General features: G+C 67.4%; 13 protein-coding genes. 2 read left to right on the plus strand and 11 right to left on the minus strand.

All coding sequences use genetic code 11. The features are described from left to right. The first annotated feature begins 57 nt into the window (after positions 1-57). Positions 58-579 carry an HD domain-containing protein gene (locus BLV60_RS19025; protein ID WP_093056835.1) on the plus strand — a complete coding sequence of 174 codons (522 nt, stop codon included), beginning with the start codon at positions 58-60 and terminating at the stop codon, positions 577-579. A 33-nt stretch (positions 580-612) separates the two neighbouring features. Here the strand turns inward: BLV60_RS19025 and BLV60_RS19030 are convergent, their stop codons facing one another. The 11 genes from BLV60_RS19030 to BLV60_RS19080 form a co-directional block, all read right to left on the minus strand. Continuing rightward, a complete protein-coding gene (locus BLV60_RS19030; RefSeq protein WP_093056836.1) occupies positions 613-1,362 on the minus strand; it encodes a hypothetical protein in 750 nt (249 codons plus the stop codon). A 91-nt stretch (positions 1,363-1,453) separates the two neighbouring features. After that, on the minus strand, positions 1,454-2,938 hold the full coding sequence (locus tag BLV60_RS19035) for a flavin-containing monooxygenase (RefSeq protein ID WP_093056837.1): 1,485 nt from the start codon (positions 2,936-2,938) through the stop codon (positions 1,454-1,456). Between the two features lie 12 nt (positions 2,939-2,950). Then, complete coding sequence (locus BLV60_RS19040; protein ID WP_093056838.1) at positions 2,951-4,555, minus strand: MFS transporter; 1,605 nt, start codon at positions 4,553-4,555, stop codon at positions 2,951-2,953. 57 nt (positions 4,556-4,612) lie between these two features. After that, positions 4,613-5,248 carry a PqiC family protein gene (locus BLV60_RS19045; protein ID WP_093056839.1) on the minus strand — a complete coding sequence of 212 codons (636 nt, stop codon included), beginning with the start codon at positions 5,246-5,248 and terminating at the stop codon, positions 4,613-4,615. Continuing rightward, positions 5,245-6,894: a PqiB family protein gene (locus BLV60_RS19050; RefSeq protein WP_093056840.1), complete on the minus strand. Its 1,650-nt coding sequence runs from the start codon at positions 6,892-6,894 to the stop codon at positions 5,245-5,247. Before BLV60_RS19050 ends, BLV60_RS19045 begins: the two co-directional genes overlap by 4 nt. After that, on the minus strand, positions 6,891-7,613 hold the full coding sequence (locus tag BLV60_RS19055) for a paraquat-inducible protein A (RefSeq protein WP_093056841.1): 723 nt from the start codon (positions 7,611-7,613) through the stop codon (positions 6,891-6,893). The genes BLV60_RS19050 and BLV60_RS19055 overlap by 4 nt, the downstream gene beginning before the upstream one ends. Further along, positions 7,610-8,254, minus strand: coding sequence for a paraquat-inducible protein A (locus tag BLV60_RS19060; protein WP_093056842.1), 645 nt, complete (start codon positions 8,252-8,254; stop codon positions 7,610-7,612). Before BLV60_RS19060 ends, BLV60_RS19055 begins: the two co-directional genes overlap by 4 nt. 20 nt (positions 8,255-8,274) lie before the next feature. Next, complete coding sequence (locus tag BLV60_RS19065; protein ID WP_176928833.1) at positions 8,275-9,735, minus strand: MFS transporter; 1,461 nt, start codon at positions 9,733-9,735, stop codon at positions 8,275-8,277. Further along, positions 9,735-10,958 carry a multidrug effflux MFS transporter gene (locus BLV60_RS19070; protein ID WP_176928834.1) on the minus strand — a complete coding sequence of 408 codons (1,224 nt, stop codon included), beginning with the start codon at positions 10,956-10,958 and terminating at the stop codon, positions 9,735-9,737. Before BLV60_RS19070 ends, BLV60_RS19065 begins: the two co-directional genes overlap by 1 nt. A 128-nt stretch (positions 10,959-11,086) precedes the next feature. Continuing rightward, positions 11,087-11,947: a CmcJ/NvfI family oxidoreductase gene (locus tag BLV60_RS19075; RefSeq protein ID WP_093056844.1), complete on the minus strand. Its 861-nt coding sequence runs from the start codon at positions 11,945-11,947 to the stop codon at positions 11,087-11,089. A gap of 13 nt (positions 11,948-11,960) precedes the next feature. After that, the gene (locus BLV60_RS19080) at positions 11,961-12,758 is read right to left on the minus strand and encodes an SDR family NAD(P)-dependent oxidoreductase (RefSeq protein WP_093056845.1); all 798 of its coding nucleotides are present in this window, start codon (positions 12,756-12,758) and stop codon (positions 11,961-11,963) included. Between the two features lie 197 nt (positions 12,759-12,955). On the opposite strand from BLV60_RS19080, the gene BLV60_RS19085 reads away from it, so the two are divergent. Beyond that, the gene (locus BLV60_RS19085) at positions 12,956-14,818 is read left to right on the plus strand and encodes a M48 family metallopeptidase (RefSeq protein ID WP_093056846.1); all 1,863 of its coding nucleotides are present in this window, start codon (positions 12,956-12,958) and stop codon (positions 14,816-14,818) included. The last annotated feature ends 5 nt before the right edge of the window (positions 14,819-14,823 follow it).

A 14,823-nucleotide genomic window follows, 5' to 3' on the forward strand; every position in this document is an offset into this window, starting at 1 on the left:
CCGTAAACGAGGTAAAGACCGCCGCAAAGGCAGAATGGAAAAACCACAGGACGCCGCATGACCACCATCACTTCATCGACACCCGACGCCGCCCGCGCCTATGCCGTCGAAATGCATGGCGACCAGAAGTACGGCCCGCATCCGTACGTCCACCACCTGGACGCCGTGGTCGCCCTGCTCAGGCCTTACGGCGACAAGGCGCGCGTCATCGGCTACCTGCACGACGTGGTCGAGGACACCGAGGCCACGGTGGCCGACGTGCGCTCACGCTTCGGCGAACTGGTGGCCGCCTGCGTCGCGCTGCTGACCGACGCGCCCGGCGCCAACCGCAAGGAGCGCAAGGCCAAGACCTATGCGGCACTGGCGAAGGTAACGGGCGACGAAGAACTGGCGCTGGTGGTGAAGGCAGCCGACAGGCTGGCCAATGTGCGGGCATGCGTGGCGGACGGCCATCGCACGCTCTGGGACACGTACCACGGCGAACACCCGACCTTCAGGGCCGCCGCGTTCAGGGCGGGGCAATGCGATCCGCTGTGGACGGAGCTCGACAGCCTGCTCTCCCCTTCGCACGCGCCCTAGCCAGGTTCGCACCAGACTCGCGCGGCATGCTCATCAGGCGCCGCAATCGCTGCCCAGGTCCGTCTTGCTGCGCGACAGCGGCCGGATGGCATTGCTCCCAGTGGTCAAGGGCTCGACCACCTCTCGGCGGAACGCTTTCAGCGCCTTCGGCGTGTCGGGGCCCGTGCGCGAGGCCTCGATGGCGATGCGCCCTCCCGGCAGGCGCCATTCCTCGACCCTGAGATTCCCCCGCCGCTTGAGCCCGAGTCGTGTCGTTGTGCTTTCGCAAGCCGCGAAGCGGGCTTGCAGTGCATAGGGAACCGGCGGCGGCGCGCTCGTCGATTGCACGGTGCAACTGCGCGAAAACGCGCGCGCCGGATCTGCCGCGCCGGTGAACGACACGTCGATTTCGTCTTTCGTCTCGTCCTTTGGCCCGACCAGCGGACCCGCTGGGCACTGGGCGCCTGCAAAGCTGGGCACCGAAGGCAGCGGCGAGTTGCTGCGCAGCTTGTAGGTCAGCTCGTGGCGCGCCTTGCTCGTGCGCTCCCGCTCGCGAAGGATGGCCCTTGCGCCGACAACGTCCGTGGGCGCCTTCACCTCGCTGGCGTAGCGCACCCTGAAGAGGTCTGTTTCGATGTCGGTGTCGCCCGGCGCCAACCGAGCGAGTGCCTCTGCCGCGGTCTTGGGGCCGCCCTGAGATGGATCCCAGCGAATCGCATACTCCGCCTGCGTTGCTGCCGCGCCCGATGCAAAGACTCCGATGCCGCACGCCAGGACCATGACCCATCCGGTTCGTTGCTTCATGACGGTTCCCTCTCCTTGGTGTGTTTCATTCTAGAAAGCAGGTTTTTTCGCCGCATCCCCTGGAAAGAGGATTGCTTGCGCACGCAATCTTCTAGGCGCGGCGAGGGTTCGAGAACTCCATCACCCCATCGTCCACCGCCCCAAAGCGCAGGCTGACGAGGTCGCGCGCGTAGTTCTGATACACCCGCCACGGCGCGCGCGAACCCTGCTTCGGGAACCTGCCCACCGCGCGCTGCACGTAGCCCGACGAGAAATCGAGCCAGGGCTCGGGTGCCAGCGTGGGGTCAGCGTTGCGCGGCGTGCATTGGGTGCAGCCGTGCTTCTCCATGTGATTGAGCAGCCGGCAGACATACGCGCAGGTCAGGTCGCTCTTGAGCGTCCACGATGCGTTCGTGTAGCCGAACGACGAGGCCAGGTTGGGCACGTCGCTGAACATCATTCCCTTGTAGTTGAAGGTCGCGGCCGGGTCCACGCGATGGCCGTCCACGTCGAGCTGCACGCCGCCGAGCACCTGCAGTTCGAGGCCGGTGGCTGTGACGACAACGTCGGCCTCCAGTTCAGCGCCCGACTTCAGCCGGATGCCGCGCGGCGTGAAGGTGTCGATCTGGTCCGTGACCATCGAGGCACGCCCTGCGTTGAGGGCCGCGAACAGGTCGCCGTCGGGCACGAGGCAGATGCGCTGGTCCCACGGGTTGTAGCGCGGCGTGAAGTGCGTGGCGATGTCGTAGTCCGTGCCGAGAGCCTGCCGCACGCCGCCGAGGATCATCCGCTTCGCGCGCTCCGGCTTGCGCCGCGCGAGGCTGAAGAAGTACATGGCCAGCAGCACGTTCTTCCAGCGCGTGAGGCCATAGGCCAGCCTGTCCGGCAGAAAGCGCCGCAGCCCGTGCGCGATGGGGTCCTGTGCCGGTCGCGCTACAACATAGGTAGGCGAGCGCTGCAGCAGCACGACATGCGCAGCCGTCTTTGCCAAGGCCGGCACCAGCGTCATCGCGGTTGCGCCGCTGCCGATCACGACCACCCGCTTGCCGCTGCAGTCGAGGTCTTCGGGCCAATGCTGCGGATGGACGACGCGGCCCGTGTAGTCGCCGATGCCCGCGAATTCGGGCGTGTAGCCCGCCTCGTACCTGTAGTAGCCGCTGCACAGGAACAAGAAGCTGCAGCGCATGCGCAGCGGAAGGCGCTCGGGGCCATGCTCGACGTCGACACTCCAGCACGCATCGGCCGTCGACCAGGAGGCGCGCACCACGCGATGGTTGAAGCGGACCTTTCGGCCGATGCCATGCTGCGCCGCCGTCTCGCGCAGGTAGTTCAGGATCGTGGGCCCATCGGCAATGGACTTCGCCTGCGTCCACGGCCGGAACGAATAGCCCAGCGTGTACATGTCGGAATCCGAACGCACGCCCGGATAGCGGAACAGGTCCCACGTGCCGCCGCTGCGATCACGCCCTTCGAGGATGGCGTAGCTTCGACCCGGGCAGTTCGCCTGCAGGTGGTAGCCGGCGCCGATGCCCGAGAGGCCGGCGCCGACGATCAGGACATCGACGTGCTGCACCTGCTGTCGCTCTTCTGCCTGCATCGACTTGTCTCCTTAGCTCTTGCGGTCCGAACCTCCTGCGGCAGGAGTGCCCCGGATCATCAGCCACGCGCTCACCGCACTCAGTACGGCCAGCCCGGCGCTCAGCAGCATCACCCAGCGAAAGCCCGCGACGAAAGATTCGGCCACGGCCCGCTTGACGGCTGCCGCCGTGGCTGCATCCACGCCCGGCGGCAGCGCCGCGCCGGCCAGCTTGCTGCGCTCGCCTTCCAGAAAAGCCGACACCTGCGCCGAGGCGCCCATCTCGCGCAGGTTGTTCGCCAGCGCCGCGTCGAAGGCCCAGGCCATGATCGCGCCGAACACGGCAATCGCCAACACCGCCGCCGCGCGCGACACGGCGTTGTTCACGCCAGAGGCCACGCCCGCCAGGTCGGGTCCGACCGCATTCATGACCGTGGTCGTCAGCGGCGCCACCGTCACCGTCATGCCGAAGCCCAGCACCACCACGGCCGGCAGAAAGCCGCTCCAGTAACTCGCCCCCACGCCCGGTAGCGCGAACAACGCAAAGCCCACCGCCGCAATCGAGGGCCCGATGACGAGCGGCATGCGCGGCCCGAAGCGGTCGACCAGTTGCCCGGCCCAGCCGGAAAGCGCGAACATGATGAAGATGAACGGCAGCAGCGCCGCGCCTGCCACGGTGGCCGAGTAGCCCTGCACCTGGATCAGGTTGAGCGGAAAGAAATACAGCCCGCCGCCCAGTGCCGCATAGAGCAGCAGCGTCAGCAGATTGGCTCCGCTGAAGTTGCCGATGCGCAGCAGCCCCAGCGGCAGCATCGGCGTTCGCACCTTGCGCTCGACTGCGATGAAGCCCGCGCTGCCCAGCACGCCGATGACCAGCGCCGCGATCACGGCCGGCGAACCCCAGCCCTGCGTCGGCGCTTCGATGAAGGCATAGACGATGCCGCCGAGACCGGCCGTCGCCAGCAGAGCGCCCCACACGTCGAGCCCGCCGCTGGCCGATGCGCCTCGGCTCTCGGGCACGTGGCGCCAGACGATCCACAGCACCAGCAGTGCCATCGGCACGTTGATGAGAAAAGCCCAGGTCCACGAGAAGTGATCGACCAGGAAGCCGCCCAGCACCGGCCCCACGGCCGCGGTGATGCCGCTGAAGCCCGACCACGTGCCGATGGCCTTGCCACGCTCTTTCTCGGGAAAGGCCGCGCTAATGAGCGCGAGGCTGCCCGGCACCAGCAGCGCACCGCCGATGCCCTGCACCGCGCGCGCGGCAATGAGCTGCTGCACGTTGGCCGCAAGCCCGCAGGCCACCGACGACAAGGCGAAGATGCCGACGCCGATCGCGAAGATGCGCCGCCGGCCATAGTGATCGCCCAGCGCGCCGCCCACGAGCAACAGCGCCGCCAGCAGCAAGGCGTAGGACTCGACCACCCATTGCGCCTGGAAGGCCGTGGCGAGCAGGTCGGCCTGGATGGCCGGCAGTGCCACGTTGACCACCGTGCCGTCGATGAAGGCCATGCTCGAACCCACGACGGCGGCGGCCAGCACCCATGGCTTGGAGGCCTCGGGACAGGCCCCCTCTTCCGCACGGGCGCCATGCAGGATCAGCGTGTGGTCGCTGGGCGCCTTGCCGATCTGTGCCATGGGGGTCTCCTTCTTATGGGATTCCGTCTTGCTCCTTCCCCACCGGGGGAAGATTGATCAGGTCGTCGTGCAGGCGGTCGCGGCGGGATTCGCACGCGCCGCACTCACGCTGCGCGCCATCGCCGCGGCGGCCGCCGAGGTCACGCGCTGCGCCCCTTGCGCCACCGCGTCCATCCCGCTGCCCACGGCCTCGCCGAGGTTCAGCTGGCACACCACCGTGCGCGCCTCGTCCGAGCGCCGCAGCGTCCAGTTGAAGCTCGCATCGACACGCCCGCCGTCGACCGCGTCGAACTGCTGCAGCTGCACCGCGATGCGCCACACCGGCTGCGAGCTCTGCCGGCCGCCCTTGGTCACGTCGAGCGCACCCAGCCGCCCGGCGATGCCGCTGGCCAGCGCATCGCGCAACTCGTTCTCGAATGACGCGGCCCAGCGGTGCTGCTCCAGCACCTCGACCTGCACGCTGCCGTTGGGCTGGCGCACCACCATCTGCGGCCGCGCGAAGCGCTCGGGCACGGCCACGGGCGCGAGCTCGATGTACAGCGGCGCGGCACTGCCGAGCGTCGAAGGTGCTGCTTCGGCGGCGGCCACCGGGCTCGCCAGCGTGTAGTAGTTGTCGGGCTTGCTCGCGCAGCCTGCTGCAAGCACGGCCAGCGCTGCCGCCGCCACGAATGCGAAGTGGTGGTTCTTCTTCATTTCTTGTCGTCCGGTTTGCCGCGCAGCAGCGACTCGGGGTGGCGTTCGAGGTAGTCGGTCAGCACGCGCACCGAGCCCGCGGCGCGCGTCAGCTCCTGCAGCGTCTGGCGCATGTCCTGCTGCAGCGGCGAATCGTCGGCCAGCGTTCGCTCGGCACTGTTCACGGTCTTGCGCACGTCCTTCATGGCCGCGGCCAGCTCGGGGGTGACGTCGCTGTTGATGCGGGTCACCGTCTGCTCGGTGGCCGTCAGCGTCTTGTTGAGCGTGGCGAGCGTGGTGCGCAGGTCGCCCGCAATCTGCTCGTACGGCACCTTGTTGAGCTTGGTCGCGATTTCCTGCACCTGCGACTGGATCTCGTCGAGGCTGTTGGCCACGGTGGGCAGCTCGATCGGGCTCTTGTTCAGGTCAATCTTTGCCGGCGGCGCCTTCGGGAAGAAGTCGAGCGCCACATACACTTGGCCGGTCAGCAGGTTGCCGTTGCGCAACTGGGCGCGCAGGCCCTTCTCGGCCAGGAAGCGCAGCCGCTCCTGCTGAGTGGCGCGCGATTCCACGCCGCTTTCGCCGGCTCGGCGGCGCAGGCGATCGGGGTAGACCTGCACCAGCACCGGCATGCGGAACTCGCGCTCGGCGCGATCGAACTCGACGCCGATCGACTTGACCTCGCCGATCACCACGCCGCGGAAGTCCACCGGCGCGCCCGGTGTGAGGCCGCGCAGCGACTGGTTGAAGTACATCAGCAAGGTTTGCGAAGGCCCGTCGGGCTCCTTCATGGCGGCAGCTTCGTCCTGTGCCAGCGTGAAGGCAGCGTTCTCCTTGGCGACCGGGCCCATCGCATCGTCGGGCGCCTGGAAGGCGATGCCGCCGAGCAGGATGGTTGCCAGCGACTGCGTGCGCAGCGTGAAGCCGCTGGCGCTCAACTGCGCGTCGATGCCGCTGGCCTGCCAGAAGCGCGTGTTCATGCCCACGAACTTGTCGTAGGGCGAATTGACGAAGACGCGCATGGTCACGCCGCGCCCGTCGCCGTCGAGTTCGTAGGCGGCCACCTGCCCGACCTTGACGCGCCGGAAGTACACCGGCGAGCCAACGTCGAGCGAGCCCACGTCGTTGGCGCGCAGCAGGAACTGCTTGCCGGAGTCGTCGCGCGTGACGATGGGCGGGGTTTCGAGCCCGGTGAACTCGCCCGCGGTGTCCTTCGACACGCCCGCGTCGGCGCCGATGTAGGCGCCCGACAGCAAGGTGTTGAGGCCCGAGATGCCCGATGTGTCGAGCCGTGGCCGAACCACCCAGAAGCGCGAGTCCGAGGCGGTGAAGCTCTCGGCCTCCTTGTTGAACTGCACCAGCACGCGCACGTGCGAGCGGTCGCGCGCCAGCCGAAGATGGGTGACGAGGCCGATCTGCACGTCCTTGTACTTGACGGCGGTCTTGCCTGCCTCCAGGCCTTCGGCGGTCTTGAAGGTCAGCACCACTTCGGGGCCGCGCTCCAGCAGGATGCGGGCCACGAGCGTAATGCCGACCAGCGCTGCCACGATGGGAATCAGCCAGATCAGCGAGGGCAGCCATTCGCGCCGGCGCACCACGCGCGGCTTCGGCAGCGGGGGCTGTGCGGACGGCGCCGGTTTGTCCTGGGGTTGGTCTTCTTCACTCATGCTGGTTTCTCGTCCCTGTTTTCATGTCCCTGCGCAACTTCGTTCTCCTGCAGGGTGGCCTGCGCCTCCCTGCTGTCCCACGTGAGCTTCGGGTCGAAGCTCAGCGAAGCCAGCATGGTCAGCACCACCACCGACCCGAAGGCCGCGATGCCCACGCCCGCGGTGATGACCGCGAAGCCCTGGATCTGCACCAGCCCGGTCAGCAGCGACACCACGAACACGTCGAGCATCGACCAGCGGCCGATCACTTCGATGATGTGATACAGCTTGGCCCGCTCCCGCCGGCGCCAGGTGCTGCCGCGCTGCGCCAGCACCACGAGCAAGAAAAGCACCGCCAGCTTGAACAGCGGCACCAGAAAGCTCGCAATGAAGACGATGGCCGCCAGCCCGTAGGCGCCCGACACCCAGAAATAGATCACCCCGCTCAGGATGGTGTCGTACTGCGCGCCGAACAGCGTGCGCGTGATCATCACCGGCAGCAGGTTGGCCGGTATATACATCATGCAGGCCGCTATGAGGAAGGCCCATGTGCGGTTCAGGCTCTGCCGCTTGCGGGTGTGCAGGTGCGTGCCACAGCGGCCGCAGGCGTCGCCTTCCTCGGCGTCTTTCCAGACGGCGGCGCAATGCGGGCAGGCCATGAGGCCGAGCGAGGCGGCGGTGGGGACCGGCGCGTCTTCGTCGTGATGCTCGTGCCGCTCGAGGAAGGCAGGCAGCTTCATGCCGACGCCCCGTCTTCTTCAGTCTTGGGTTCGTCCTTCGGGCGGAAGGTCATTTCCCAGAACGCGCCCGGGTTGAACGACAGCACAGCCGTCAGCATGACCGTCAGCGCCATGAAGGCCCACAGCGCCGACCCCGGCACCACGCTTGCCATGCTGGACAGCTTGACGATGGCCACCAGCACCCCGAGCAGGAACACTTCGATCATTCCCCATGGCCGCAGCGACTGCATGGCCCGCACCAGCAGCGCGAAGCCCACGGGCCGGTGCTCGCGGCTCAGCGGAATCAGCAGGTACGCGAGGATGCACAGCTGCAGAAAGGGAAAAAGAATGGTCGTGGCCAGCACCAGCAGCGCCACCACCGACATGCCCTCGGCGCTGAGCGCTATCACCGCGCCAGCCAGCGTGGTCTGGCTGCGCAGGCCCTGGAGCTCGATCTCGACGATGGGAAACAGGTTCGCAATGGCGAACATGATCAGGCAGGCCACCGTCAGCGGAAGGATGCGGCGCTCCTGCTGGCCGGGGTGCCGGCCGAGCTCTGTGCCGCAACGCGGGCAGTGCGCCACGTCGCGGGGATGCAGGGGCGCACGGCTGTAGACCGCATCGCAACCCGGGCAGACCACGGTGTCAGGTACTTCCTTCATAGGTGAGTACCCTAACTCATTCAGCCGCCAGGACTTGTCGTCTTGAGCCGCAGCGTGCTGAAAACCGCTGCCACCGCGGCACAGCTGGCCGCCAGCACCAGCGCCACCACGGGGCCGTGGCCTCCGTGCGGGCTCCAGACACTGAAGACGCCGGCCAGCACCACTGCGCCCAGCGTCTGGCCGGTCAGCCGCGCCGTGCCGAGCATGCCGCTGGCCGCACCGCTGCGGTGCGCCGGCGGCGAAGTCACGATGGTGTGGTTATTGGGCGACTGGAACAGCCCGAAGCCCAGCCCGCACAGCGCCATGCGCCACGCGATGTCGGCATTGCCCGGATTTGCCGGCAGCGCCGCCAGCAGCGCCAGGCCCGTAGCCAGCAGGCCCAGCCCGATGCCGCCCAGCAGCCCGTCGGGGTAGCGGCCGATCAGCTTTCCTGCGATGGGCGCCATCACCACGATGGCCAGCGGCCACGCCGTGATCAGCAACCCGGCCTCGATGTGGCTGCGGCCGTATACGTCCAGCAGCAGGAAAGGCAGCGCGATATAGGCCAGCATCTGCGCGCAGAACGCGGCGACCGAAGTACCCATCGACAGTGCGAACACCGGAATGCGCAGCAGGTCGATGGGGAACAACGGCACCGCCTGCTTGCGCTGGCGCTGCAGGTAGATAAAGCCGACGACCAAGCCCGCCAGCAGGATGCCCCACGCCGAAGCGTGTGAACCAGTGGCGCCCTGCACCGCTCCTTCGCGCACGCCGAGCCGGTCGACGCCAAGGAACACCAGCGAGAACATCAGCACGTTGAGCGCCACGTCGATCGGCGAGAAGCGCAGTCCGGCCGCCGGTGCCACGCGATTGAACGGCAACGCCTTCATGCCCAGCGCGAAGGTGACAAGGCCCAGCGGCACGTTGATGGCGAAGAGCCAGGGCCACGAAGCCACCGACAAAATGGCCGCCGCCACCGAAGGCCCGGCCACCGAAGAAGTCGCGACCACCAGCGAGTTGATGGCCATGCCCTTGCCCAGCTGAGCCGACGGATACGTCAGCCGCACCAGCGCCGCGTTCACGCTCATGATGCCGGCCGCGCCCAGCCCCTGGAAGGCGCGCGCCGCGATCAGCGTGCCGAGCGAATTCGCAAAGGTGGCGGCCAGCGACGACAGCGTGAACACCGCCATCCCGACCAGGTACACGCGCCGGTAGCCCACGAGATCGCCCAGCGAAGCCAGCGGCAGCAGCATCACCAGCGTGGCGATCTGGTACGCATTGACCACCCAGATCGCCTGCGACGGGCTGGCCTGCAGCTCACGGGCGATGCCCGGCAGCGCCAGGTTGACGATGGTGCCGTCGAGCACCGCCACGATCAGCCCGAGGATGATGACCAGCATCGCCCAGCCGCGCTCCGGCTGGGCCAGCCCGTCAATGGGCTTGTGGACTGTGTTGTTGTCTTCGGTCACCGGGAGCCCGGCGCCAGCGTGTACCGTATTCATCAGGCTTGCTGCGCCCTTCCTGTCTTTTCAGTGGGCCCGGAACGCACGCCGCCCAGCGTGAGCCAGGTCAGCACCAGCGCAATGAGGGCGCCGCCGGCCATGCCGGCCACCATTGGCAGCGGCCGGCCGTCGGTGAAGAGACCCACCACCGCCATCGCCAATGCGCCCGTCAGCATCTGCAGCGTGCCCAGCAGCGCCGAGGCCGTACCCGCGATGGCGCCGTGCATTTCGAGCGCCAGCACGCCGGTGGTCGGAATCACCAGGCCCATGAAGCCTGACGCGATGAAGTACAGGACGATGAGCACCCAGATGTTGTCGCCACCCATCGCGAAGTAGACGAACATCGCGACCATTGCCACGCCGCAGCACACCACGCCGAACTTGACGAGGTTGACCAGCCCGTAACGTTCGCCCAGCGAGCCGGTGAACTGCGAGGCCGCGATGAAGGCGGCCGCGTTCACGCCGAAGGCCACGCTGTAGAGCGCGGGCGACAGGCCATAGTGGTCGATCATCACGAACGACGAATTCGCCAGGTAGGTGAAAAAGCCCGCCATTGCGAAGCTGCCGATGAACACCAGCCCGAGGTAATGCTTGTCGCGCAGCAGCAGCCAGTAGGCCGACAGCGCGCTGCCGAGGCTGCTTTCGACGCGCTCCGAGGCCGGACGCGTTTCATCGAGCAGCCTGACCATCATCGCCAGGCCCGCCACGGCCGCGATGGTCACGGCCCAGAACACGCCGCGCCATCCGGCAACCGCGATTACCGCACTGCCCGCAAGCGGCGCAAGGATCGGCGACACGCTGAACACCAGCATCAGCAGCGACATCAGCCGCGCGGCATCGGTGCCGGTGTGCAGGTCGCGCACCACGGCGCGCGGAATCGCCATGCCGGCCGCTGCGCCCATGCCCTGGACGAAGCGCAGCACGATCAGCGTCTGGATGTCGGTCGCCATCGCGCAGCCCACGCTGGCGAGCGCGAACAGCAGCAGTCCCGCATACAGCGGCGGCTTGCGGCCCACCATGTCGGCGATCGGCCCATAGAGCAGCTGACCCGCACCGAGCGACAGGAAGAACGCCGTGAGGCTCATCTGCACCGCACCAATGTCGGCGTGCAGGCTCTGTCCGATGGCCGGCAGCGCCGGCAGGTACATGTCGATGGCGAAAGGCCCGATGGCCGAAAGCAGGCCCAGCAGCAGGGCCATCTTGAAGAAAGGGGAAGAACGCATTGAACCGATTGTCGCCAAGGGCGGTGATCGGTGCAGGCGTGGGGTCAGCGCCCGGCTGGTGCTAATTCAGGGCAAAGAATCGCGCGGGCGAGAGGTTGTAGAACTTTGTTCGGAAGAACAGTTTCAACTTATTTGCCGGCGGGCCAGAACACCAGCGCGCGCAGTTCGATGCTGCGCCGTGGCGGCGCCTCGCGCGAACCTGTCGGGTCTTCGAACGCGGTATGCGCGGTGTAGCGCGCCACACCGCCTTCGCGCGAGTCGTAGATCTTCAGCAGCAGGGCCTCGTCGGGCCGCATCCGCGGGAACCAGTACCAGCGGTGCTCCGGGTTCCAGGTGAACGAATAGGTCTCGCCCACCTTGTCGGGGTAGACCAGGTCGCTGGGCACGAGGTCCTTGGGCGAGATGGAACGCGCATCGCACAGTGCGAGCGGCAGGCGCTCCACGGTGGCCAGCGGACGCCACAGGTTGATGATCGCGAAGCGGTGCTTCAAGCGTTCCTCGGCTTCTTCGGGCGGCAGGTGGGCGTGCACCCGGCGCGGCGCGGAGACGAAAGTCTGGTCGTTGTGCACGCGGCGCACCGGCTCGCGCAGCTCGGCCGTGCGGCGCGAGCCCTGCGCGCTGTCGCGCAGCGTGTGGTCGAACACCACGATCTTCTCGGCGCCCGTGACGTCGCGCAGCAGGGCTTCGGCTTCACGGTAGTAGATGTCGCGGATCGTGGCGTCCTGCGAAAAATCGGCGAGCACGCTGCGATGCGAAATCTGCGTGAAGCCGCTGCGGTCGAGCGTCAGTTCGTTCAGCGCCACCAGCGGGCGGCCATCGCGGATCGTCACGCGGCGCGGCTCCAGTTCGCCGGTTACCCACGGCGTGCCGGGTGGTGGCTCGAAGGTGTAGCTCACGGGCCGGCCCTGGCCCGCCTTCAGGTAGTTGAGTTCTGCCTCCACCGAGGGCAGCGTGGCGGCAAGCATCTGTCCATTCGATCCGACGCTCATGTGGCGTGACTCCTCAAAACGGTTCCTTGAACGGCCGCAGGTCGAGTTCCTGCGTCCATGCGCTGCGGTGCTGCACATGCAGCTGCCAGTAACTTTCGGCGATGGCTTCGAGCTGCAACAGGCCGTCGTCGCCGGCTTGTTCCACGCGCTGCGGCGCGTTGTTGCGCAGGCGCTCGCCGTCAATGCCGCCATCGATCACCACATGCGCCACATGAATGCCCTGCGGGCCGAATTCGCGCGCCAGGCTCTGGCTCAGAGAACGCAACGCAGCCTTGGCCGCAGCGAAGGCCGCGAACGGCGGCTTGCCGCGCAGCGCCGCGGTGGCGCCGGTGAACAACAAGGTGCCGCGTGCGTGCGCCCCAGCTGCCTCGAAGGAATTGGCCAGCAGGCCGCGCAGCGCCTCGTGCCCGAAGATGAAGCCGCCCAGCGCGCTGGTGCGCCAGGCCTGCGTGAACTGGTCGACCGACAGCTCCAGCGTTGGCGCGCGCACCCCGCTCGCGGCATTGAAGATGGCCACGGTGAGCGGGCCCAGCGCCCTCGCCTTCTGCGCGATACCGTGCATCTCGGCCTCGCTCGCCACGTCGCCCGCAAAGGCATGAGCCCGACCGCCGGCCGCAATGATTTCGCCGGCCACCGCGTCGAGCTGGGCCTGCGTGCGGCCGGTCAGCGCAACGATGAAACCTTCGGCCGCGAAACGCCGCGCGAGTGCCGCACCCAGGCCCGCGCTGGCGCCGACACCGGCGATCCATGCAACGGGCGATGGACCTGAACCAGACGACGACGGAGATGGAGTGACGGAGGTGACAGTCATGAATGAGCACGAAGGCTATACCTGCACCCCGGGCCTCGGAACGATGCAAAAGGGATAACCTTATTCGGCAGCAGGTCGGTGCGCGGCGCTGCTTGACGTTGCACCGGGCTTCACTGCACGCGCCGCGCCCGCTACCCTATCGCCTTCCCGGACCGTCTACAACAACTCACAGCAATCGCTATCCAGGAGCAGCACCCATGGCCCTCGCACGCACGATCCATGCCGACCTCTTGCGCGTGTTTCTTCTCACGCTCGTGTCGCTGTTCGCCATTCCGGCGGCGACACTGGTCTTCACCGAATACGCACTGCGTTCGCAGGATGCGGAATTCCTGCAGGCCATAGAAAAGCGCATCGCCGGCGACGCCCGCCTGTCGGCCGCGGACAAGACCGAGGCCACCGAGTTCTACCGCAGCCATCCGCTCTCCAAGGCCTGTGACGCCACTGCGCCGGAAGACCGGAACTTCCACGACAAGGTGTGCAGCCCCTACTCCATGCAGTGGCAGTTCCACTGGGCCGACCGCGCCGCCATCTGGACCATCGTGCTCGGCGCCGCGCTGCTCGCGGCGGCACTGGTGCTGGGCGCGCTGGCCTTTGCCAACCGCGGCCTGCGCTATGCCAGCTTCGTCGCCGGCTGGCGGCTCATGACGGTGTCGAGCGCGGTCGAGGTCGTGCTGCAAAGCGCGATGCTGGTGTGGCTGTCGTTCTGGCTCACGGCGTACTTCTGGCAGAGCTACTACGTCAAGCTGATCGCGCTGGCGGGCATCGCGGCCGGGGCCGCGGTGTTCTATGCGATCTACACGCTGTTCAAGAAGCTGCCCTGGGGCAACGAGATCGAGGGCGAGCTGATCTCGCAGGCCGACGCGCCGCGCCTGTGGGAGCGCATCCGGCAATTGGCTGGCCGCGTCAAGACCACGCCGCCAGACCAGATCGTGGCCGGCATCGACACCAACTTCTTCGTGACCGAAGCACCGTGCGAAGTCAAGGGCCGCACCTTTCAAGGCCGCACGCTGTTCGTCAGCCTTCCGCTGCTGCGCGTGCTCGACCAGACCGAAGCTGATGCAGTGCTCGCGCACGAACTGGCCCACCTGGGCGGCGGCGACACCCGCAGCAGCGCGGCGCTCGGCCCCAAGCTGCTGCAGTTCGACCAGTACACCTGGAAGATGCGCAGTGGCGGCCTCACCATCGTTGCGCACTACCTGCTACGGCTGTACCGCATGATCTTCTCGTTCGCCCTGGCGCGCGACAGCCGCGAGCGCGAATACAAGGCCGACCGCGTGGCCGCCGGCCTCACTGCGCCGCACGCCATCGTGCAATCGCTCATCAAGATCTCGGCCTACGCGAGCTACCGCAACGACGTCGAGCGCAAGCTGTTCGCGCAGAACCGCGAGCATGACGGCGCGCTGGGCATCGCCCGCTTCGTCGCGGATGGCCTGCCGCCTTATGCAAACTCAGACGTTTTCATCGAGGCGATGAAAACGGCCGACGTGCCGCATCCCTACGACAGTCATCCGCCGCTGCTGGAGCGCATGCGCAACGTCGGCCATCACGTGCCCGAGAGCGCCTACGGCGCCATCGTCGCGACCGCACCTGAGGCCTCATGGGCCGACGACATCGAAACCGCCCCCGCCATCGAGCAGCGCCTGTGGAGCGAGTACGAGCAGCGCTTCGTGCAGAACCACGAGCTGAGCCTGGCCTACCGCTACGAGCCGGCCACCGAGGAAGAGCGCGCAGTGGTGCTGCGGCACTTTCCGCCGGTGAGCTTCGCGCTGAAGAACGGCGAGCGCATCGACATCACTTACGCCGGCTTGCACCCCGGTGCCGATGGAGGCTCGACGATCGGGTGGGACGAAGTCAAGGGCCTGACCTACAAGGACAGCAGCTTCGGCGACACCCTCATCGTCACCCACCACGACAAGGGCATGCTGGGCGCGCGCACCACCAAGGTGAAGCTCGCGGGCCTTGGCAAGCAGAAAGAAAACTTCAAGGCCGCCGTCGGGCACTACTGGCAACGGCACCAGATCATGAGGGCACAACAACAACGGCAACAACAGCAGTCATGACACCC

Source organism: Variovorax sp. YR634, assembly GCF_900106655.1.
Classification (GTDB): Bacteria; Pseudomonadota; Gammaproteobacteria; order Burkholderiales; family Burkholderiaceae_C; genus Variovorax.

Coding starts and splice junctions, on each gene's coding strand:
- BLV60_RS19080 (WP_093056845.1), bottom strand. CDS start 12,758: ATGACTGTCACCTCCGTCACTCCATCTCCGTCGTCGTCTGGTTCAGGT.
- BLV60_RS19045 (WP_093056839.1), bottom strand. CDS start 5,248: ATGAAGAAGAACCACCACTTCGCATTCGTGGCGGCGGCAGCGCTGGCC.
- BLV60_RS19085 (WP_093056846.1), top strand. CDS start 12,956: ATGGCCCTCGCACGCACGATCCATGCCGACCTCTTGCGCGTGTTTCTT.
- BLV60_RS19060 (WP_093056842.1), bottom strand. CDS start 8,254: ATGAAGGAAGTACCTGACACCGTGGTCTGCCCGGGTTGCGATGCGGTC.
- BLV60_RS19030 (WP_093056836.1), bottom strand. CDS start 1,362: ATGAAGCAACGAACCGGATGGGTCATGGTCCTGGCGTGCGGCATCGGA.
- BLV60_RS19035 (WP_093056837.1), bottom strand. CDS start 2,938: ATGCAGGCAGAAGAGCGACAGCAGGTGCAGCACGTCGATGTCCTGATC.
- BLV60_RS19065 (WP_176928833.1), bottom strand. CDS start 9,735: ATGAATACGGTACACGCTGGCGCCGGGCTCCCGGTGACCGAAGACAAC.
- BLV60_RS19070 (WP_176928834.1), bottom strand. CDS start 10,958: ATGCGTTCTTCCCCTTTCTTCAAGATGGCCCTGCTGCTGGGCCTGCTT.
- BLV60_RS19050 (WP_093056840.1), bottom strand. CDS start 6,894: ATGAGTGAAGAAGACCAACCCCAGGACAAACCGGCGCCGTCCGCACAG.
- BLV60_RS19075 (WP_093056844.1), bottom strand. CDS start 11,947: ATGAGCGTCGGATCGAATGGACAGATGCTTGCCGCCACGCTGCCCTCG.
- BLV60_RS19055 (WP_093056841.1), bottom strand. CDS start 7,613: ATGAAGCTGCCTGCCTTCCTCGAGCGGCACGAGCATCACGACGAAGAC.
- BLV60_RS19025 (WP_093056835.1), top strand. CDS start 58: ATGACCACCATCACTTCATCGACACCCGACGCCGCCCGCGCCTATGCC.
- BLV60_RS19040 (WP_093056838.1), bottom strand. CDS start 4,555: ATGGCACAGATCGGCAAGGCGCCCAGCGACCACACGCTGATCCTGCAT.